At 69.6% G+C, this 20704-nt stretch carries 19 protein-coding genes; 13 read left to right on the top strand and 6 right to left on the bottom strand.

Annotated elements, in window-relative coordinates:
* Positions 1-167: 167 nt before the first annotated feature.
* On the top strand, positions 168-404 hold the full coding sequence (locus tag D7Y04_RS42210) for a chaperonin (RefSeq protein ID WP_120561048.1): 237 nt from the start codon (positions 168-170) through the stop codon (positions 402-404).
* A 60-nt stretch (positions 405-464) separates the two neighbouring features.
* Positions 465-2078: a phospholipase D-like domain-containing protein gene (locus D7Y04_RS42205; protein WP_233601839.1), complete on the top strand. Its 1614-nt coding sequence runs from the start codon at positions 465-467 to the stop codon at positions 2076-2078.
* Here the strand turns inward: D7Y04_RS42205 and D7Y04_RS42200 are convergent.
* The 3 genes from D7Y04_RS42200 to D7Y04_RS42190 all read right to left on the bottom strand — a co-directional run bounded on the left by D7Y04_RS42200 (position 2075) and on the right by D7Y04_RS42190 (position 5248).
* Positions 2075-3442, bottom strand: coding sequence for a hypothetical protein (locus tag D7Y04_RS42200; RefSeq protein WP_120599867.1), 1368 nt, complete (start codon positions 3440-3442; stop codon positions 2075-2077). The genes D7Y04_RS42205 and D7Y04_RS42200 overlap by 4 nt on opposite strands.
* 104 nt (positions 3443-3546) lie before the next feature.
* The gene (locus D7Y04_RS42195; RefSeq protein ID WP_120599866.1) at positions 3547-4134 is read right to left on the bottom strand and encodes a hypothetical protein; all 588 of its coding nucleotides are present in this window, start codon (positions 4132-4134) and stop codon (positions 3547-3549) included.
* Between the two features lie 148 nt (positions 4135-4282).
* On the bottom strand, positions 4283-5248 hold the full coding sequence (locus D7Y04_RS42190; RefSeq protein ID WP_121763033.1) for a hypothetical protein: 966 nt from the start codon (positions 5246-5248) through the stop codon (positions 4283-4285).
* A gap of 199 nt (positions 5249-5447) precedes the next feature.
* Here D7Y04_RS42190 and D7Y04_RS42185 point away from each other — a divergent pair, with 199 nt between their 5' ends.
* The 7 genes from D7Y04_RS42185 (at position 5448) to D7Y04_RS42155 (ending at position 12760) form a co-directional block, all read left to right on the top strand.
* Positions 5448-5828, top strand: a complete 381-nt coding sequence (locus D7Y04_RS42185; protein ID WP_120559023.1) for a BlaI/MecI/CopY family transcriptional regulator — start codon at positions 5448-5450, stop codon at positions 5826-5828.
* Between the two features lie 8 nt (positions 5829-5836).
* Entirely contained in the window at positions 5837-8134 is a 2298-nt protein-coding gene (locus tag D7Y04_RS42180; protein WP_233601837.1) for a M56 family metallopeptidase, read from the top strand.
* A gap of 86 nt (positions 8135-8220) precedes the next feature.
* Entirely contained in the window at positions 8221-9936 is a 1716-nt protein-coding gene (locus D7Y04_RS42175) for an aldehyde dehydrogenase (RefSeq protein WP_121763031.1), read from the top strand.
* Between the two features lie 52 nt (positions 9937-9988).
* Positions 9989-11164 carry a tetratricopeptide repeat protein gene (locus tag D7Y04_RS42170; RefSeq protein ID WP_121763030.1) on the top strand — a complete coding sequence of 392 codons (1176 nt, stop codon included), beginning with the start codon at positions 9989-9991 and terminating at the stop codon, positions 11162-11164.
* A gap of 72 nt (positions 11165-11236) precedes the next feature.
* Positions 11237-11788, top strand: coding sequence for a hypothetical protein (locus D7Y04_RS42165; RefSeq protein WP_121763029.1), 552 nt, complete (start codon positions 11237-11239; stop codon positions 11786-11788).
* A gap of 146 nt (positions 11789-11934) precedes the next feature.
* Complete coding sequence (locus D7Y04_RS42160; protein ID WP_147477322.1) at positions 11935-12330, top strand: hypothetical protein; 396 nt, start codon at positions 11935-11937, stop codon at positions 12328-12330.
* A gap of 7 nt (positions 12331-12337) precedes the next feature.
* Complete coding sequence (locus D7Y04_RS42155) at positions 12338-12760, top strand: hypothetical protein (RefSeq protein WP_121763027.1); 423 nt, start codon at positions 12338-12340, stop codon at positions 12758-12760.
* Between the two features lie 56 nt (positions 12761-12816).
* Here D7Y04_RS42155 and D7Y04_RS42150 read toward each other — a convergent pair whose 3' ends face one another.
* Both D7Y04_RS42150 and D7Y04_RS42145 read right to left on the bottom strand, forming a co-directional pair.
* A complete protein-coding gene (locus D7Y04_RS42150; protein WP_121763026.1) occupies positions 12817-13953 on the bottom strand; it encodes a cyclic nucleotide-binding domain-containing protein in 1137 nt (378 codons plus the stop codon).
* A complete protein-coding gene (locus D7Y04_RS42145) occupies positions 13950-15506 on the bottom strand; it encodes a cation:proton antiporter (RefSeq protein WP_216669652.1) in 1557 nt (518 codons plus the stop codon). Before D7Y04_RS42145 ends, D7Y04_RS42150 begins: the two co-directional genes overlap by 4 nt.
* 201 nt (positions 15507-15707) lie before the next feature.
* On the opposite strand from D7Y04_RS42145, the gene D7Y04_RS42140 reads away from it, so the two are divergent.
* Both D7Y04_RS42140 and D7Y04_RS42135 read left to right on the top strand, forming a co-directional pair.
* A complete protein-coding gene (locus tag D7Y04_RS42140; RefSeq protein WP_121763024.1) occupies positions 15708-16478 on the top strand; it encodes an ABC transporter ATP-binding protein in 771 nt (256 codons plus the stop codon).
* A complete protein-coding gene (locus tag D7Y04_RS42135; protein ID WP_121763023.1) occupies positions 16475-17278 on the top strand; it encodes an ABC transporter permease in 804 nt (267 codons plus the stop codon). Before D7Y04_RS42140 ends, D7Y04_RS42135 begins: the two co-directional genes overlap by 4 nt.
* Here D7Y04_RS42135 and D7Y04_RS42130 read toward each other — a convergent pair.
* Complete coding sequence (locus tag D7Y04_RS42130; RefSeq protein WP_121763022.1) at positions 17275-18447, bottom strand: PQQ-dependent sugar dehydrogenase; 1173 nt, start codon at positions 18445-18447, stop codon at positions 17275-17277. The two genes, D7Y04_RS42135 and D7Y04_RS42130, sit on opposite strands and share 4 nt — an antisense overlap.
* Positions 18448-18612: 165 nt before the next feature.
* Between D7Y04_RS42130 and D7Y04_RS42125 the strand changes: the two genes are divergently transcribed.
* Together D7Y04_RS42125 and D7Y04_RS46140 are read left to right on the top strand one after the other, a co-directional pair.
* Entirely contained in the window at positions 18613-19191 is a 579-nt protein-coding gene (locus D7Y04_RS42125) for a type 1 glutamine amidotransferase domain-containing protein (protein WP_120599921.1), read from the top strand.
* A 414-nt stretch (positions 19192-19605) separates the two neighbouring features.
* Complete coding sequence (locus D7Y04_RS46140; protein WP_120599920.1) at positions 19606-20502, top strand: hypothetical protein; 897 nt, start codon at positions 19606-19608, stop codon at positions 20500-20502.
* Positions 20503-20704: the final 202 nt, after the last annotated feature.

Genomic DNA, 20704 nt, shown 5'->3' with positions numbered 1-20704 from the left:
GGCGGTACGGGCGGGACGGGGTCGGGGCAGCAAGGCAGGACGGGCGGGACGGGGCAGGGGCATCACGGCAGGACGGGCGGGACGGGGCAGGGACAGCACGGCAGGACGGGCGGTACGGGGCGGTACGGCACACCACGCAGACACTTCATCCTCGGAGAACGAAGACCATGGCGACCAAGACCCAGAAGCAGACCATCCAGCGCAAGGCCCGTCAGATGAAGGCGAAGACGGTGAAGGCCGTGTCCAGCGCCGGCAAGCAGGCGAAGCGTGTGCAGGTGACGCTCGGTGACCTGATCGCCGCGGCCTTCGACACCGTGGGAGGCGAGGCTCGCAAGGTGGCCAGGGTGGTCTCGTCCACCGACATGACGCTGGCGACCGGAAAGCACATTGTGTTCGTGGGGTGATGCTTCCGCCGGCCGGGCGCGGACGACAACAGGGATCCACTCCAGGGCCAGGTGAACGACGTGAAACCCATTCTCAACCCCGGACGCAACTGCTGGACGCGGACGGATGCGCATGACGCGGGCGTGCTGGTGGACGCCCGGGACTACTACCGTGAGCTGTACAGGGCCATCCGGAAGGCCCGCCGCTCCATCGTCATCACCGGTTGGCAGTTCGACAGCGATGTGACGTTGCTGCGCGGTGAGGACCTGGAGGAGGCCAAGGGAGGAGAAGTCCGGCTGCTGCCACTGTTGGATGAGATGTGCCGGGAGAACCCGGAGCTGCACGTCTACATCCTCGCGTGGGACTTCAGCATGCTGCTCGCCATGGAGCGCGAGTGGATGCAGAACCTGCTCTTCAACTGGACGACGAACGAGCGGCTGCGCTTCCGCTTCGATTCCTCCAGTCCGCTCTACGGCGCCCATCACCAGAAGCTCGTCGTCATCGACGGCGTGATGGCGTTCACCGGCGGCATGGACGTGTGTGACTGTCGCTGGGACGACCGGGACCACCCCGCGCGCTCGAAGCTGCGCTGCGACTCCGGCCGCGACCCGCACGGGCCGTACCACGACGTGCAGACGGTGCTGACAGGCCCCGCGGTGAAGCCGCTCGCGGAGCTGTTCGAGGCGCGCTGGGCGCACTCGGGCGGAGGCGAGCTCCACCTGGAGCCCGTGAACCGCGACGACATGACTTTCGAAGCGACGATGCCCGCGCCTCCGGGCCCGGTGGCCATCAGCCGCACCTTCGGCAAGACGCTGCTGCCTCCGCAAGCGGAGGTGCAGGAGATCCGCGCGCTGTACGTGGACGCCATCGACGCGGCCGACCGCTTCATCTACATCGAGAACCAGTACTTCTCTTCACGCGCCATCTACGACGCGCTCGTCAAACGCATGCGCGCGGCCGGACGGCCCCGGCTCCAGGTGATGCTGGTGCTGCCCCGTCAGCCGGAGGCGCTGCGCGAGCAGATCGCCATGGGCGTGGCCCAGGTGCGCCTGTTGCGCGCGCTGCGCGAGGTGGCCTCCGAAACGGGCCACGGCTTCGCGGTGTACGGCTCGGCGGCGAAGGACGAGGACGGCTCGGACGTCTTCACGTACATCCACTCGAAGGTGCTCATCGTGGATGACACCTTCATGACCATTGGCTCCGCGAACACGACCAACCGCAGCCTGGGCTTGGATTCGGAGCTCAACCTGAGCTGGGAGGCGGAAGCGCCCGGTGACGCCGTGTCGCGCGCCATCCGCCGCGTGCGCGTGTCGCTGATGGCGGAGCAGGCCGGCCTGGCTGGCGTGGCCGCGCTGCGCCCGCTGGTGGACGCAAGCCACATGGTGGAGACGTTGGACGGGCTGGCCCACGAGGGACAGCACCGGCTGCGTCCACACCCGCTGGAGACGGTGTTCGACCAGAACCCGCTCTTCAAGCCGCTGGAGCCGGAGGAGTTCCTCATCGACCCGGAGGAGTCGGTGCTGGACGAGTCCCTCTTCGAGGCCCTGCACAAGGGAGACGACGGCCTCTTCGCCTCCGGCGTGCGCCTGCTGTCGCGCTGGCTGGTGGGCAAGTCGTGCGAGACGGCGCGGCGGCACAGCGCCATCCTGCCCTGCGTTCCCACCCAGGAAGAGGGCGGGACGGTGGGGAACTAGCGGCGGGCGAAGTCCACGCCCACGCCCGCGCCCGCGCTCACGCCTTGCACCAGCGTGCCGTCCGGCTGCGGGAAGGTCACCGTGGCGCCGGCGCCCCAGATGTACATGGCGGGCAGCACGCGCTGGCGGAACTCCGCCGCCACCGAGTAGCGAGGCTTGTCGCCCAGGCCCACCACCACCAGGCGCGCGATGCCTCGCGACTCGCCGCCCGGGGTGCTGAAGCTCAGGGACAGGTCGCCGTCCGCGCGGCCGAAGGCGGAGTACTCCACTGCGGCGCTGGCCACGACCTCCGGAGAGTCCGGTCCGTCGCCTCGCGCCACGGACAGCTCCAGGTAGCCGGAGAAGTCCTTGGGCACGCGCTGGTCGGCCTGGGGCTCCTCGGAGAGGCCCACGGCGGAGAAGCGCGACAGCTCGTAGCCCGCGCCGAAGTAGCCGAAGCGGAAGCCTCCGCCCTGCCGGCGGCCCTGCACGGTGACGCTCAGCTGCGTGCCCTTGAAGTTGCCCTCGAACGCGACGCCCAGCATGCCACCCACGTCCTGCGCGCCATCGTTGAGCCGCGCGCCGCCGGCGAGCAGGGCCCACGAGCGCAGCCGCTCGCCCTTGTACATGGCGAACTCGCCGCCCACCGACGCCACCGTGGCCTCCGGCGTCACTCCGCCGGCCTCGCCGAAGTCGTGCGCCGCCGAGGCGCGCACCAGGTAGCGGTCGAAGTTCCCCTCGCTGTCGCTGGCGATGCGGCCGATGTCCAACAGCAGCTCGCCGGAGAAGATGCGCGCGGCGAGCACGTCGCTGGCCAAGAGCTGCACGCGTGCGGGCCCCGCGGTGAACGACAGCGTGCCGCCCGCCGGGTGGTAGTTCGGGTTGAGCTGGTTGTCGTAGCGGTTCACCAGGTAGCCGCGCCCCAGCGACTCCTCCAGGAACGGCTGCACGCGCAGGCCGAAGCGGCCGGACTCGTCGCCAATGCGCAGCAGGCGCACCACCTGGCCGTAGTCGCTGCGCTCGTCCCAGTCCTCGCGCCGCAGCCACGCGCCGTAGTCGTCGTCCTTCTGCTTCGGCTCATTGTCCAGCAGCCGGAAGCGCAGCGGCGCGCCCAGCATGAAGGCGAAGTCCTCGCCGCCATCCACGCCCAGGGACGGGTACGCGTAGCCGAACAGGTCCTGCTCCCCACCTCGCGTCCCGGACGGGAAGCTCAGCGGCCCCACCTCCAGGAGCGCCCGGAAGCCAATGCCCTCCGATGAACCTCCCGAACTCCCCGAGGACTCCGGCGCGGAGTACGTCTCCTGCGGATCATTGGGGACCTCCTCGATGCTGGAGGACTGGGAGTGAAGCAGGGCGATGAGGGCCACGAAGGGAGCACCAGTCATTGGTGCTCACTCTAGTTGGCGCGGCGCGGGCTGGACAGACGAATACCCGGGACGGCCCGTGAGCGGGCTTTCCCGGGTATCCGCCCTCGCGTGGGGCGCGATGACTAGTGGGTGGGATCCGGCGTGGCGTCCGTGTCCACCTTGGAGCTGTCCGTGCTGGGGGCGTCCACGTCGCTGTTGAGGGCGCCGGATTCGGTCTCCTCGCTCACGTCGCTCTTGCCGTCGGTGCTCAGGTCGCCGGAGCCGCCGGTGCCCAGGTTGCCCTTCTCACTGGGGTTGCGGTTCTGGTTCACCGCGCCAGCGGGCACCTGCGCGTCGCCCAGGTCGGTGGGCGTGTTCTGCTGGACGTCCCACTTCTGGCCGTCGCCGGTCTTCACGGCTTCGTGCGCGGCGCCGGAGCCACCGGTGGCCTCGCCGTCGTAGACGGTGGGCGCGTCCTTGCGGTCGCGCTTCTCCAGGTCGCTCACGTTGCCCGTCTCGCCGGGCAGCTCCGTGGAGCGTGAGGTGTCAGCGGGGTCGATGCTCCCGCTGGTGCCATCCGTGGTGTCCGGGTTGGCGGACGTGGTGCCCGCGCTGCCCGAGCCGCCCACGGCACCGGCTTCCGGTGACGAGGCCTCGCGCGTGGTGGCGTTGTGGCTGGCACAACCGTACAGCGACAGGGCGGCGATCGCCGCGAACAGAGGGAGCTTCATGGGAAATCTCCGTGTGTGTCGGGTTTGAAGTCGGCTGCCAGAAATCTGGTTGCCCTTCCGACAGAGACAAGGACACACACGGTCCTCTGCTACCCGACCCTTACCTGAGCGACCGTGCGAGCGGGCGCTCAGGTGCCGATCGGCTGACTCAGGCCTTCCTGCGCTTCTTCGACGAGGACGGTCCGGGGTCGGTGTCGGCGGTGTCCGCCTTGCGCTTGTCGCCGACCTTCGCCGTCTCCTTGCTGCTGGACATGGCCTCGCCCTTGTCATCCAGGGTGAAGAGGCGCTCCTTGGTGAGGAGCCGGTCCGGGCCGAAGGTCTGGTGCGCCTGGAAGAGTCGCTCGGCGCGCTCCGTGGGCTTGCCCTTCGCGTCCAGCGGCGTGTCGAAGCCGGTGCTGATCTTCGTGTTCTGCGTCCGGTTGCCCAGGCGCAGGTTGCCCGGCGAGTCGAAGGTGTCCTTCAGCACGTCCTTGTAGGCGCCGAAGCGCGTGTCCTGATCAGGCCCCTGCATCGCGGTGAGGGTGTTCTGGAGCGCGCCGTTGCGCTTCCCCTGCACCTGCGCCGGAGTCAGCTCGCCCTGGCGCTCGGCGAGCGTGGCGCGCGAGTAGCCCTGCATGCGGCCCACGCCCGCGGCCTGCTGCGCCAGGCCCTGCTGGATCTGCTTCTGGGCCGCGGCCTTCTCCTTGGGCGTGGTGGCCGTGCTCAGCTTCTGGGCGCCTTCGTTCGCGTTCTTCACGCCCTTCTTGAACTGGAGCGTCTCGTGGTTGAGGACGTTCTGGCCGGTGCCGGAGGCGATGACGTGGTTGATGCTGGACGCGGGCGCCTTGTTCTTCGCGCTCCCCGCGACCAGCGCCTCCTGCTCCGTCAGCGGACGCCCTGAGGCCGTCGCCGCCTTCGTGTACGTGGTGTGTGAATCGCTGTACTGGGTCAGCCGGTTCAGGGAGTTCTGCGGAGTCTTCGCCGTGCCGTGCTCTCCGTAGTGGTCGGTGAGCTTCTGCTGCTGCTTCGCGTTCAGGTCCGCGGTGGGGCCGTACTTCACCTGCTCGCCCACCTTCGTGTTGTTGTTGCCGACCTTGAACTGCGTCTGGCTCAGCTTGGGGCCAATGCCTTTCATCTTCGACTGCCTTTCGTTGACGCGCCCGGCCGGAGGGACGGCGGGGCGCGTCATGGGGGAGCGAGGAGACTAGGAAAGAAAGTGCTGTCTGTCCCTGCGGGAGATCCCTGATTCGCTCCGAAGGCACCCGCTTGACTACGGCTGTAGTCAGGCGTACCTTGCTTTTTGACTACAGCTGTCGTCACGAAGGGCAGGGCGCATGAAGAAGCCGGTGGGAGAGCAGGAGCTGGCGGTGCTGCGGTACGTGGCCGAGCACGGTCCGGCGACGGTGGGCGAGGTGGCCGAGCGCTTCGGTGAGGCGCAGGGCCTGGCGCGCTCCACCATCCTGACGGTGATGGAGCGGCTGCGGCTGAAGGGGTACCTGACCCGTTCGAAGGTGGATGGGGTGTTCCAGTACGCCTCGCCGGTGGCGACGCAAGAGCTGCTGCGCGACGTCGTAGGGAACTTCGTGCAGCGCACGCTCTCCGGGTCCCTGTCGCCGTTCGTGACCTACCTGTCGGAGACGGAGGACGTGTCCGACGAAGAGCTGAAGCAGCTCCAGGACGTCGTGGCGCGCCTGCGCCAGAAGCGGAAGGAGTAGGCCCCGTGATGACTCTCATGACCTCGCCGTGGTGGTCGTCGTGGTCGGAGTCGGTGTGGCGCGCCTCGTGGCAGGGGGCGCTGTGCGCGCTGGCCGTCTGGGTGCTGGCCCGGACGCTGCCGCGCCTGCCCGCGGCCCTGCGCGCCGGACTCTGGTGGCTGGTGGCGCTCAAGTTCGTGCTCACGCTGGGCTGGCCCAAGCCCATGCCGCTGGCGCTGCTGCCCGTGGAGTCCACGACCGCGCAATCCCAGACGGTCCGCGTGGAAGGCGCTCAATCCCAGACGCCGGGGCGGACGGTCATGGTGCTCACGGCGCCCGATGCGGCCGTGCGCATGCAGGTGTCGCCGCAAGGGCAGACGCCGGCTCACGTGGAGGGCCCCTCGGCCGGGGCGCGGGTCGCCTCGTTCTTCAAGAGCGCGGTGGCGTCTCTCCGCGCGAATTCGTGGACGGTGGGCGGAGTATGGGCGCTGCTCGTCCTGTGGGGCGCGGGCGTGGCGTGGAAGGTGCGGGGCCACGTGCTGGCGTGGCGTCAGGTGCAGGGCATGCGGGAGCGCGCACGGCCCTTGCGTCACCCGGTGCTGGAGGAGGAGGCGGAGTTCCTCTCGAATGAAGCGGGCCTGCGCCGTCCGCCCACGCTGCTCGTGTCGGACGAGGTGGTGAGCCCGCTGGCCGCGGGGCTGGTGTCGCCGGTCATCGTGCTGCCCGCGAAGGCGCTGCGTGATTTGCCGGAGGACTCGCTGCGCATGGCGCTGGCGCATGAAGTGGCGCACCTGCGGCGCGGGGACCTGTGGCTGGGCTGGGTGCCGGCGCTGGCGGAGACGGTCCTCTTCTTCCACCCGCTCGCGCGCCAGGCGGCCCGTGAGTACGCGCTCGCTCGGGAAGAGGCGTGCGACGCGGAGGCGCTGCGCCTCACCGGCGCGGAGCCCGCGGACTACGGCGAGCTGCTCATCGCCTTTGGCATCACCCGGCCCCCAGGCAGCGCAGCGGCGCTCGGGGCGTCGGCTCACCTTCACGCGCTGCACAGGAGGCTCCGCATGCTGGAACATGTCGACGTCGTCCCCACGCAACCCCGCCGGTGGCTGAAGGGTGCGCTGTTCGCCCTCGGCGCTGTCGTCCTGATGCCCTTCCAGGTCGTCGCCAAGGCGCCCGCGGAGAGCACCACTCCCGCCGCGAAGGACGCGACCCCCGCCCCCGTTCGGGTGGGCACCGTCCGGTACCTGCCCGAGGACGCCGCGCCGGCCCCCAGGCCGACCGTCGCTTCTCGCTCCACCACGACGCCTGCCCTCGATGCGAAGCCCACCGTGATGGAGCACACCGCGAAGGCGCCTGGCACGCCTGCGGATGCACCGCCGTTGCCTCCGCTGCCCGCGCTGCCTCCGCCTACTCCGGGGGCGACGCGGTCCACGCAGCTCACCACGCACGTCCCTCCCACCGCGCCCGCGCCCATCCCGGCCAATGACAGGCTGGCTCCGGTGCCGCCCGCGCCGCCCGCGCCCCCGGTCGGTGGCAGGCTCACCCCGCCGGTGCCTCCCGCGCCTCCGGTCCGGAGCGCGGTGTCCCCGGTGGCGCCCATGGCCCCGATGCTCGCGGCCGCGCCGCGTCCTCCCGCACCGCCCGCGCCTCCGCCGGACATGGGCATCGAGGACGGCGACACCTTCGCGTACCTCTCCGACGGCCGCACGATGATGGCTGGCAGCACGGACGACCTGTACCTGGCGCGCACCTTCAAGCAGAAGGGCAAGGACCTGCTCTTCGTGCGCCGCGACAACAAGCCCATGCTGATCCGCGACGCGAAGACGCTGGAGCAGGTGCGCAACCTGATGGAGGACGACCGGAAGCTGGGCGACTCGCAGGGCGCGCTCGGTGAGAAGCAGGCGGCCCTGGGCGCGCAGCAGGCCGCGTTGGGCCAGAAGCAGGCGGAGCTTGGCTATCCCATGTCGCAGATCGCCGCGAAGCACGCCGCCATCGCCTCGAAGCGCGCGGAGATCGCCATGGAGCGCTCCCGCCTCCACTCGCTCGCGGACGGCCCCGAGCGCGACCGCAAGGAAGCGGAGCTCGACAAGCGCGACGACTCCTTCGACCAGGAGCTGGAGGGCCTGGACAAGCAGCAGGAGGAGCTCAGCGAGAAGATGGAGGCGCTCGGCGAGGAGCAGGAGAAGCTGGGTGAGCAGCAGGCGAAGCTCGGCGAGCAGCAGGGGAAGCTGGGCGAGCAGCAGGCGGCGCGCAGCCGCGAGAGCATGAAGAAGGTGATGGCCGTCATCGACGAGGCCATCCGCAAGGGCCTGGCCGAGCCTCTGCCCTCCTGAGGACAGAGGGCGCGGCCCCTCGGTGACGGCGCACGCGGGGGTTCCCTATACCGGGACCCGGTGTGAAGCCTGTCTCGGAGGTCGCCATGTCCGCCGCCGTCCCGCAGCACACGTCACGCACCACCATCGACATCCTGGTGCGCCGGGTCCATGAGGGCTCGAGCGCGTGGGCGAAGCTCCCTCTGCCGGAGCGCATCCGGCTCCTGGAGGACCTGCGCGACGCGTACGTCGCCATCGCGGAGCCGAGCGTGCGCGCGGCCTGCGAGGCGAAGGGAATCGACCCCGGCGGTCCACTCGCGGGTGAGGAGTGGCTCGCCGGGCCCATGGTGGTGGTGCGCAACCTGCGCCTGCTCTCGGACGCGCTGAAGGACATCCAGAAGCACGGCGCGCCCGTCATCCCCGCGAAGCACCTGCGCACGCTGGAGGACGGGCGGCTCGCCGCGCGGCTGTTCCCCCGGGACAGGCTGGAGGGGATGCTCCTGCCCGGCACCACGGGCGAGGTCTACTTCCAGCCCGGCGTCACCGCGGCCAACCTGCGCGAACACCAGGCGTCCTTCTACCGGAAGCCCCACAAGGGCCGGGTCTGCGCGGTGCTGGGCGGCGGCAACGTCAACTCCATCCCGCCCATGGACTGCCTCTACAAGCTCTTCGTCGAAGGCACCGCCTGCGTGCTCAAGATGAACCCCGTCAACGCGTACCTGGGCCCGTTCCTGGAGCAGGCCTTCGCACCGCTCATCGCACGCGACGCGCTGGCCATCGTGTACGGAGGCGCGGAGGAGGGCGCGCAGTTGGTCCACCACGACGCGGTGGACGAGATTCACATCACCGGCAGCGACAAGACCCACGACGCGCTCGTGTGGGGTCCGCCCGGCCCGGAGTCCGACGAGCGCCGCCGGAAGAACGAACCACTGCTCGCGAAGCACGTCTCCAGCGAGCTGGGCAACATCTCCCCCGTGGTGGTGGTGCCGGGGCCGTATTCCGACGGCGAGCTGCGCTTCCAGGCGGACGACATCGCCGGCATGGTCGCGAACAACGCATCCTTCAACTGCAACGCGGCCAAGCTGCTGGTGCAGCCGAAGGATTGGATCCAACGCGGCACGCTGGTGGACCGCATCCAGGCGAGCCTGGGCCACGCGCCCGTGCGCCGCGCGTACTACCCGGGCGCGCAGGAGCGCTGGCACCAGTTCACGGACGCACGCCCGAACCTGCGGCTGGTGGGCAACCCCGGCGAGGGCGACCTGGCCTACGCGTTGATTCCAGACGTGGATCCATCGAAGACGGACGACCGTGTCTTCCGCAACGAGCCCTGGTGCACGGTGTTGTCGGAGACGGGGCTGCCGGGCTCCGACGAACCGGTGACCTTCCTGGAGGCCGCGGTGGCGTTCCTCAACGAGAAGGTGTGGGGCACGCTGAACGTGACGCTCATCGTCCACCCGAAGACGATGCGGGATCCGAGGGTGCGCGCGGCGGTGGAGAAGGCGGTGCGCGATTTGCGCTACGGCACGGTGGCCCTCAACACGTGGCCCGCGGCGGCGTACGCGCTGGGCAGCATGCCCTGGGGCGGCCATCCGTCCGCGTCGGCCCGGGACATCCAGAGCGGGCAGGGCTGGGTGCACAACACGTTCATGCTGGAGTCCATCGAGAAGGCGGTGTTGCGCGCCCCGCTCACGTCGCTGCCCTCGCCCCCATGGGTGCCGGGTCACAAGGGCGTGGCGGCGCTGGGCCGCCGGTTGGTGGAATTCGAGCAGTCCCCGTCCTGGTGGAAGGTCCCCGGTGTCGCCCTGGCCGCGCTGCGCCGGTAGGGGCAGGCGGGGAGGCGGGGATTCTGGAGGCTCGTGGTAGTTAAGAGGGACCATGGCATCCAGGTACGCGCAAGAGGGTGGGCAGTCGCTCCAGCAGGGTCAGCCGGCGGAGGCGGTGAAGAGCTTCCAGAAGGGCCTCTCCATCGACCCGAAGGACGTGGACTGTCTGATGGGCCTGGTGCGCACCCACCTGAGCACCGGCGCCGCGAAGGAGGCGGAAGGCGCAGTGACGCGCCTTCTGCAGGTGCAGCCGGACAACACGGAGGCTCAGGCGCACCTGGCCATGCTCAAGGCGCAGGCCGGAGACCCCGTGGCGCTGGTGACGCTCAAGGCGCTGGCCGCCGCACCCACCGCCGGCTACTTCGAGCGCTTCAACCTGGGCACGCTCCTGGCCGAGCGCGGTGACCTGGAGGGCGCGAAGGCCGCCTTCGAGGCCGCGCAGGTGGTGGCGCCCCACAGCGTCTATCCGCACTTCGAGCTGGGCCGCATCGCGGTGCTGCGCAAGGACACGGCGGCGGCGGTGACGCACTTCCAGCAGGCCTCGGCGCTGGCGCCCCAGGAGGCCCTGCCGCACCTGATGTTGTCGCGCGCGCATGCGGCGAACGGCGCCATCGGGGCGGCCATCGCGGCGGCCACGCGGGCGCTCGAGAACGCGCAGGGCCGCACGCGCGTGGCGGTGTTGCAGGACCTCTTCCGTCTCTACCTCCAGGCCAACAGCAAGGACTCGGCCCGCCGCACCATCCTGGAGCTGCGCGAGCTGGATCCGGCGCAGGTCCGCTACGTCCACCTGCACGGCCTGGCGAGCATGCTGGCCGGGGAGCTGGCGGAGGCGAAGTCCCTCTTCGCGGAGGCCCTCGAGCGCGCTCCGAACCAGTGGGACATCCGTCACTCGCTGGCGCAGGCACACGAGGCGCTGGGCGAGCGCGCCGAGGCCCGCAAGCTCCTGGAGGAGACCGTGGCGGTGGTGCCCCACGAGCCCGGCCCGACCAACGACCTGGTGCGCCTGCTGATGGGAGACCAGGACCACGCGCGGGCCCGCGTGCTGCTGGAGCGGGTGCTGGAGGCGAACCCCCAGGACGCGCTCACGCACCTGAACCTGGCGCGCGCCACCCAACCGTTCGACCGGGCGGAAGCCACCCGGCACGCCAAGCAGGCGCAGTCGTTAGGCACGGCGGACGCCACCGTGAAGGACCAGGCGGCGCAGCTCCTCACGGAGCTGAGCGGCTGACGCACCCCGTCTTCCCCTGTCCCAGGCCCGTGCCTACCTTCAGGCGCGGTCCAATCAGGGGCAGGGGGGCGCATGCGCAAGGCCGAGCAGGCATTGATTGAGCAGTTGGAAGCGCGCTTCCGGGAAGTGACGCGGCTGCTCTACACGACGTCCATCCCCGCGTCGGTGCTGGACGCGGAGCTGCTGCCGATGATGGCGGAGGACGTCACCTTCACCGACCCCTGGCAGAAGGGGGGCGGCAAGGAGACGTACCGCAAGGGCGCGGCGGGCTTCCACTGCATGTTCCACTTCGACTTCGACATCTTCCAGCTCAACGTCCAGCTGGAGCCGGATGGGAAGAGCGGGCGGGCCATCGTGGACGGGGTGATGAACCTCAAGCAATTCGCGTGGCTCTACACGTACCCGCTGCGCACGCTGCTCGTGTACGACTTCACGCTCCAGCGCGGCGAGGACGGCGGTGAGGTGCTGCCGCTCATCCACGCGCACGAGGAGATGTGGAGCTTCGGCGACATGATCGCCAACGTGCCCGGAGTCGGCGCGCTCTACGACCGCTTCCGCAACGCCTTCAGCGTGGGCTTCCTGGCGGCGTCAGCGGTGTGCGGGCGCCTCAAGCAGTCGACCTGAGAGACCGCGGGCGGCAGGGCATGGGCGTCATGCCCTGACACGTCTGTCAGGGATTGCGGAGCGCTACTCCGAGTGCGGCCGTCTGTCGGCGAGTGGGCACGGGTGTTGCTCTGGGGTGCCGGCTCCACTGCCCCCGGAGGTCCCGCGTGCGTCGCTGGCTGTTGCTGCTACTCCCCATCCTTGCTGGCTGTGAGTCCGGGCTGGAGGCGGCCGGCGTGTTGGATGCCACGGCGGCGCGGCTCGAGGACGACCGTGTCTCCGTCGAAGTCACGCTGACCTGCGGCCTCGTCTACGGCTTCGCGCGGTCGGAAGGCTGTGACGCGGATGGCGAGCGCGTCTGCGTCTCCGCGACGTGGTACTCGGCCGACGACACGGCCTTCGCTCATCCGCTGCACCGGGCGGAGTCGTGCCAGACGGTCCCCGACATCATCGGCACCCAGGTGACGGTCACCACGCCAGAGTCCGTGGACCGTGACCCCGGGCTGCGCATCCTCGTCAGCGCGGATCCCCGCGTGATGAACGTCGTCATCCCCAACCCCTGAGGCCCCCATGCATCCGACCTTCATCATCGTGGCCCTCGCGGGCCTGCTGACGGCCTGCGGGCCTCGTTGGGACTCCGTGGGCGTTCGCGCCGCCTCCGCCACCCGTGACGCGGACGACCACGTCACCGTGACAGCTGTGCTGACCTGCGTGCCCGCGAACGGCTCGGAGCCCGACGGCTGTGACAAGGACGGGGAGTCCCTGTGCATCGAGCTCGTTGGGTACCCGACCCCGGACGTCCGGGTGGAGGGGCGGCAATTCTACGGGGGAAGCTGGCGAGTCTCCGAGTGTGCGAAACCCCAGCACTGGGAGGGGACGACCGTGGTGTTGCGCTCACCGGAGCCCGTGCCGCGCGACGTGCCCTGGACCCTGGAGCTGGGACGGACCCTCCTCGGTGGTGAGGGCCCGCGCGTTTTCTTCGCGAGCCCCTGACCGCCATCCGCTTCAGGCGGGGATGCGCTCCTCCGCCTGAAGGGTGTCTGTCTTTCTCAGCGCCCGAACAGCCCGCGCCGCTTCGCCGGCTGCACCTGTCCGCCCAGGCGAGACAGCCGCTGGCCCAGGATGCGGCTCATCTCCAGCGCGACGGCGGGGTTGGCCATCATCACGCCGCGGAAGTCCTCGCGGCCCACGGCGGCCAGCTCGCACGGTGTGGCGGTGACGGCGGTGGCGTTGCGTGGTTCGCCCGTGAGCAGGGCCAGCTCGCCGAAGAAGCCACCCTGCTTCACCGTGGCCACGGTCTGCCGTGAGCCGTCCTTCATCGCCACCTCGCCGGAGATGACCACGTAGAACGTCTCGCCCGCGTCGCCCTGGCGGAACAGCTCCGTGCCGGCGGGCGTCTGGAGCAGCTCCGCGCCGCGCGCCACCGCCTCCAACTCGTCGTCATTCAGGGGCGCCAGGAAGTCCAGCTTGCGCAGCGTCTTCGCCAGCGTCGAAGCGAGGCCCTCGCCCAGCGGCGGCTCCGACGTGAGGAACTCCACCGCCGTCGCCACCTGCGTGCGGCGCGCCACGAGGATGACGTTGTGCCCGGCCTTCAGCTGCGTGTTGCCCTCCGGCAGCGCCGTGTGGCCCTGCGGATCCACCAGCGCGATGAAGATGCACTCGCGAGGGAAGCCCTCCATGCCGCGCACCTGCGCCACCGTCTGCCCTGCCACCCGGGCGCGGGCGGGAATGGCCAGCTCGAAGAGGAGCGCGTCGCCGCTGCTGAGCGGCAGCGACCCGGACACCTGCGGGAAGTCGATGGCGGTGGTCATCTTCGCCACCACCACGTCCGCCTCCGCCACCAGCTCCTTCACGCCCGCCAGCCGGTACGCGTCGCGGTAGTTCGTGTCCAGCATCCGCACCATCAGGCGCGCGCTGGACGTGGCGCGCACCAGCATGGCGAAGGCCAGGTTCGCCGGGTCGTGCGCCAGCACCGCCGCCGCCACGTCCGCTGTCCCGATGCCCGCCGCCTCCAGCACGCGCGGATTCGTGGCGTCACCGCACACCGTCACCACGCCCACCTCCTCGAAGAGGCGCGAGCAGATGCCCGCGTCGCGTTCGATGACCGTCACCGAGTGCTGCTCCGACACGAGCCGCGCCGCCAGCGCGCCGCCCACCCGTCCTCCCCCCGCGATGACGATCTTCATGACGCCTTGTGCTCCTTGCCTTCCGAATTCGCGTGCCCGCCGTGCAGCACCTTCTCCAGGCCCAACATCCGCGCGTCCAGCTGCGCCAGCATCTCCTCCGCCGTCGCCTCCGGAATCAGCCCGTTGCGCCGGGCCCCCTGCAACGCCGTGCGCTCCGCGTCGATGAGCCGCCGCCGCGTGCTCAAGAGGTCCTTCGCCCCTTCGGCCAGGTGCTGCTCACTGATGCGCCGCAGCTCCCGCTCCGCCCGGGCGATGTTCACCTGGTACTCGCTGCGCAGGTGCTCATAGGCCGCGCGCGGCAGCAGGCCCTGCGAATGCAACGCCTCCAGCTCCACGTGCGCCGCGCGGCTGGCGATGAGCTTCCCGCGCTGTTCGGCCATCTCCAGCGCCACCGCGTCCTGCTGGAACAGCCCCAGCGCCTTGAGCGCGCCCGTGAGCATCAACCCCTGGCCCACCATGGACACCAGCGTGACGCCGAACGCGATGGAGACAATCTGCTCGCGCGCGGGCGTATTCTCCGGAAGACCCAACGCCAGACCGATGGACAGCGCGCCCTTGATGTTGCCCACCAGGAACACGTGCTGCCAGCGCAGCGGGATGGTCTCCGCGGGCTTGAACAGACGCAGCAGCAGGAAGGGCAGGTAGATGGCCACCGCGCGCCCCAGCACCACCGCCACCACCGCGATGCCCACGCCCGGCAGGTGCCCCTGGAGCGCCTCCGGCCGCGTGTCCAGACCCACGGAGAGGAAGAGGAACGTGTTGACGCCGAAGGTGGCGTACTCCCAGAAGGAGTGGATGGCCACCTGGCTCTGCGGCGGCACCTCCCGCCGCAGCGTCACGCCCACCGCGAGTCCCGCCACCACCGCGGAGATGGCGCCCGACAGGTGCACCTCTTCCGCCATCACGTAGGACGCCAGCGCCACCGCCGTCGTCACCATGATCTCCGCGAGCGGATCCTCCGCGCGCCGGATGATGAAGCCGCCCAGGAGGCCCAGCGCCAGGCCCACCACCGCGCCGCCCACCGACGCGAGCAGCACATGGCCGCCCAGCGACCCCAGCGAGGGCGCCATACCGCCCGCCACCACCGCCGCGATGGCCGTGTACGCCACCAGCGCGGTGCCGTCATTGAAGAGGCTCTCGCCCTGGATGATGCCCGCCAGCCGCCCGGGCACTGGCGCACGACGGAAGGCGTAGAGGATGGACACCGTGTCCGTCACCGCGAGGATGGAGCCCAGCAGCAGCGCGGGCCCCCACGCCAGGTGCAGCATCCAGTGCAGCGCGGCGCCGGTGGCGCCAATGGCGAGCACCATCCCCAGCGTGGACAGCAGGCCAATGGGGACCGCGTTCGCGCGGATGCCATTGAGGTCCGCCATGATGCCGCCCTCGAAGAGCAGCAGAGGCAGGCATATGAGGAAGACCACCTGCGGGTTGAGCGGGGGCACGCCCGGCAGCAGGTGTGCGACGGAGATGAGTAGGCCACCAAGCACCAGCGCGACGTTGTACGGCACGCTGGCCCGCTTGGCGGCGATGGCAAGCGCGATGGCTGCCACCATTAGGCCGATTAAAATAGGTACTTCCAGCAGCACGGCGACTCCACTGGGGCCAGGAAGGGGCGCGAAGCTTTCCAGATTCGCGCGGACCGTGCACGGGCACCGTCCGCTTTTCGTCTCCGGGCCCCGAGGCCCCGCCCGCCTGCCTCCCGCCGGAAGTGCGCCCTGGCGGCGAGACGTCCGCGTGGTACAGCAAGCACCCAGATGAAATCCGGCTCGCTGGACACCCTGGTTCTCTCCGTCACGGCCCTGCGCAAGACCTACGGTGCCCACACGGCAGTGGACGGCATCTCCTTCCACGTGCGCCGCCGCGAAATCGTGGGGCTCCTGGGACCCAACGGCGCGGGCAAGAGCACCACCATCAACATGCTCCTGGGCGTGCTCCAGCCCACCTCCGGCACCATCGCCATCGAAGGCACCGACCTGGAGACCCAGCGGGTGAAGGCCCTGTCCCGCACCAACTTCGCCGCCGTCTACTCGCCGCTGCCCGGCAACCTCACCGTGGCCCAGAACCTGCGCGTCTTCGGCCTCATCTACGGCGTGAAGGGGCTGTCCGCCCGCATCGAGACGCTGCTGGAGGAGTACGACCTGAAGCGCTTCCGCGACACCAAGTGCGGCGTGCTGTCCTCCGGCGAGCAGACGCGCGTGTCCCTGGCCAAGGCCATGCTCAACGAGCCCCGCCTGCTGCTGTTGGACGAACCCACCGCGTCGCTGGATCCGGCCACGGCGCTGGACATCCGCACCCGCATCAAGGCCTTCGCCGCCAGGGGCAACAGCAGCGTGCTGTGGACGTCCCACAACATGTACGAGGTGGAGTCCGTCTGCGACCGCGTCCTCTTCCTGGCGCGCGGACGGGTGCTGCTGGAGGGCGACCCGAAGACGCTGCCCCGCGAGCACGGCAAGGCGTCACTGGAGGAGTTGTTCATCGCCGTGGCCAACGAGCCGCTGGCGCTGGAGAGGAACGAAGCGCCATGAACCTGAACCACGTCGCGGGCATCGCGCTGCGCCAGTTCTATCTCTACAAAGGCAACCTCGCGCGAGTGGTGCCGCTGTTCGCCTGGGTGGCCGTGGACATGGTGCTGTGGGGCTTCATGACCCGGTACCTCAACCAGGTCACGTCCTCCGGTTACGACTTCGTGCCGGCGCTCCTGGGCGCGGTGCTGCTCTGGGACTTCTTCGCGCGCGTGATGCAGGGTTTGACGACGGGCTTCTTCGAGGACGTCTGGTCGCGCAACTTCCTCAACGTCTTCGCCACGCCGCTCACGCTGCCGGAGTACGTGAGCGGCCTGGTGCTGACGAGCATCGTGACCAGCGCCATTGGCCTCGTCGTCATGCTGCTGTTGTCCACCACGGTGTTCGGCCTGTCCTTCGCCGCCTACGGGGTGATGTTCATCCCCTTCGTGATGGTGCTGTTCCTCTTCGGCATCGCGCTGGGCATCCTCAGCAGCGCGATGGTCTTGAGGTTGGGCCCCGCGTCCGAGTGGTTCGTCTGGCCCATCCCCAGCCTGCTGTCCCCGTTCGTGGGCGTCTTCTACCCGCTGTCCACGCTGCCGGAGTGGATGCAGTGGGTGGCGAAGCTGCTGCCCCCGTCCTACGTCTTCGAGGGCGTGCGCACGCTGGTGGCCGGCGGTGAGTTCTCCGGCGCCACGCTCGGCTGGGGCTTCGCGCTGGCGCTCCTGGACATCGTGCTGGCGGGCTGGGTGTTCCAGCGGGTCTACCGCTACGCGGTGCGCACGGGCCTGCTGGCCCGCTACAGCGCGGAGAGCGTGAGCTAACGCCGGACGCGCAGGAGCAGGTCCTTCTTCGGGCCGCACTCGCCCCGGCCGTCGCAGTTGCTGGTGGTGACGTACAGGTGCCCGTCCGGCCCCATCAGCACGTCGCGCAGGCGGCCATGGGTATCGCGCAGGTAGACCTCGTGTTTCGCCACGCGCCGGGGCTCCTGTGAATCGAACTCCACCCGGTGCAGGTGCTGGGACTTGAGCGTGCCCACGAGCAGCGACCCCTGCCACTCCGGAATCGCGGTGCCCGTGTAGACGGCGGCGCCGCCCGGGGGCGCTGCGTCGTCGAAGGTGAGCGACGGGGTGATGCGCCCGCCCTGCGTCTCGCACGAGTAGATGCCGGGCCAGCCCAGGTTGTCGCCGGCCTTCACCACGTTCACCTCGTCGTGGCCGAAGCGCAGCGTCTCCCCGCTGGGGCCGTGGTCGGTGAGGTACAGCGTGGTGGCGTCCTTCCAGTCAAAGCCTTGCGTGTTGCGCACGCCCAGCAGGAACGCGGGCGAATTCGGAAAGGGATTGTCCTGGGGCACTTCTCCGTCCGGCGTCAGGCGCAGCAGCTTGCCCGCGGGGCTGGCCACGTCCTGGGACAGGTCCGGGTCGCGGGAGTCACCCGTGCCCACGTACAGCATGCCGTCCGGCCCGAAGCGCAGCCGCCCGCCGTCGTGGTACTTCGCGGACGGGATGTCGCCGAAGATGACGCGCTCGAAGGTCGCGCTCGTGCCGTCCGGTGACAGCGTCCAGCGCTCCACGCGGTTCTGCGCCTCCCCGTCCGCCTGCGTGGTGACGTACAGGTAGAACCAACGGTTCGTCGCGAAGTCCGGGTGCGCGGCGATGCCCAGCAGGCCGCCCTCGCCGTTCGCCGTCAGGGGCAGCGTGGCCACGGCCCCGGGCTGCAACTGCCCTCCGCGCAACAGCCGCACGCGGCCCGGCCGCTCGGTGATCAACGCGTCCCCATCCTGGCCCGGCAGGAAGGCCACGCCCCAGGGGACCTCCAGCCCCTCCGCCACCACGTCCACGGTGACGGGCACGCTGCCGTCCTGGCCCCAGCCGTCCTCCATCAGGATGCAGTCCGCGGCGGAGGCCGTCCCCTGTGCCTGGCTCCTGCGGCAGCCGGGTGCGGAGGCGGTGAGCACCACGAGGGCGGACAGGAGCAGGCGTCGGGAGCGCATGGCGTCAATCTAGCGTTGGTGAACGCGGCCTACCGACCTGGAAGGGGGGCAGCCGAGCGCATTCGGGACTGGAAGACGGTGCGGGGTGGCGTTGTCGCGGCCCCTGTCGTGGGCACCTTGCTCGGGCGGGTTCAACGACACCAATGCCCAGCGGGAGGCAGTTCCATGGCGCGCATCGCATTCATCGTGGCGAACGACTTCGAGGACTCCGAGTTCCAGGTCCCCTTCGACACGCTCAAGCAGGCGGGCCACGAGCCCGTCGTCATCGGCGTGGAGGCCGGCAAGACGCTCAAGGGGAAGAAGGGCGCGGAAATCCGCACGGAGAAGGCGGTGAAGGAGGTGAAGGCCGCGGACTTCGCCGCGCTGGTGATTCCCGGCGGCTACTCGCCGGACCACCTGCGCATGGACATCGGCATGGTCGGCTTCGTGCGCGACTTCTTCAAGGCGGACAAGACCATCGCCGCCGTGTGCCACGGGCCGTGGATGCTGGTGGAGGCGGACATCGCGGACGAGCGCACCGTCACCTCGTTCCCCTCCATCAAGACGGACCTCATCAACGCCGGCGCGCGCTGGGTGGACCGCCAGGTGGTGGAGGACGGCAACCTCATCACGTCCCGCAAGCCGGATGACCTGGAGGCCTTCTGCGCCGCCGTGCTGCGTCAGCTGAAGGACGGCATCGCCCCACGTCTGGAGTCGCCCCTGGCCCCGCAAGCCACCGCGGACCGCGCACCCCCAGTGCACTGAGCGGCCAACAGGGCGAAACATGGTCCAACAGGACCCGGGCCCCCAGGGTGCTTCACGCGCTCTGGGGGCTTCGATGTGCCGCGCGGAGGAACGGATTTTCCCCCCGCGGAGATGCCTGCCTGCCACCGTTTCCAGAGGGAAGAATGTTGGGGGGACAACCCCTCATCCCCTCGACGCATTGCGCTGTCGCACGCATGCGTTGGGTTTTTGCTCCTCTGGAATTGTTCCGTTGTCTTTGGTTCTTCGGTACAAGACACTCAGACGTTTGTACGGGGTTCCACCAACCCCAGGGGAGTCATCAAATCCCTGAATTTTACAGCTAGGTTGCCATTATGCAGCGTAGTTGCTTATTGTTTCGCCAGCCCCGCCCCCTTGACGGACCGCGCCAACACTGACGGTCACTGTGACTCCCGAATGAATCCGGCTCCCCGAAACGTGGTGTCCCAGCCCCGTCAGGTCGTCCGGGCGGTGTTGAACGAAGCGCTGGAGAGCAAGCTGGGCGGTGAGGTGGTGGTGAAGTCCACCACGGTCTCCGGGCGCATCTTCGTGGTGGAGCGCAAGGTGGCGTGGACGGTGCTCACGGGCCCGGGCTCGCGCAGCTTCTCCACGGCGCTCATCGACGCGAAGCTGGTGAGCCGCGAGGACGTCGAGCAGGTGATGGCGGAGTGCCGCAAGAGTGGCGGCAACTTCTGCGAGACGCTGGTGGCGTGGGGCCTGGTGCCGCGCGACACGCTGCGCGACGTGCTGTGCCGCCACCTGGCGGTGCAGTTGGAGACGCTCTGCGGACTGACGGAGGCGCAGGCCCTCTTCGTGCCGCAGCCGCGCTCCTACTCCAGCCAGCTGACGTTCGACCTGGCGGAGCTCACGGCCGAAACCACGCAGACGCAGCCTGCCGTTCCGCAGTCGCAGTCCCCAGCCGGTCCCCCCGTCCTACTGGAAGGTGAAGTCATGGCGAACGTGAAGCAGTCGCTGGAAGAGGCGATGAAGATTGAAGGGGCGTTCGCGGTCTGTCTCGCGGATGCCAACAGCGGGATGACATTGGGAAGTGTCGGATCCGCGGGGTTCAACGTCGAGGCGGCGGCGGCGGGCAACACGGAGGTGATGCGCGCCAAGCTGAAGACGATGAAGGCCCTGGGCATCAAGGACCGCATCGAGGACATGCTCATCACCCTGGGCGAGCAGTACCACATCATCCGTCCGCTCGCGGCCCGCGAAGGCCTGTTCCTCTACATCGCGCTGCACCGCGCGAACGCGAACCTGGCGATGGCGCGCTTCCGCATGGCGGAAGTGGAGAAGACCATCCAGATTTGAGGCTTCGCCTTGATGACACCCCCCATGCCGCCCGTTTCCCTCCTGGAGGGAAGCGGGCGGAGGCGTTTTGAGGGGTCAGGGCGTGAGAAGAAATGAGCCTTCCGACTCGTCGAACCAGCCTTGCGCTATGGCGAGCAGGAGGTTGTGGGCGACGAGTGCGAGCAACCACGCGGCTTCGGCTCGCTTGCGACCTCGTACGTGA

Source organism: Corallococcus sp. AB038B (assembly GCF_003668955.1).
GTDB lineage: Bacteria > Myxococcota > Myxococcia > Myxococcales > Myxococcaceae > Corallococcus > Corallococcus exiguus.
The sequence above is the reverse complement of the archived record's forward strand: the minus strand, read 5'-3'. Positions and strand labels throughout refer to the sequence as shown.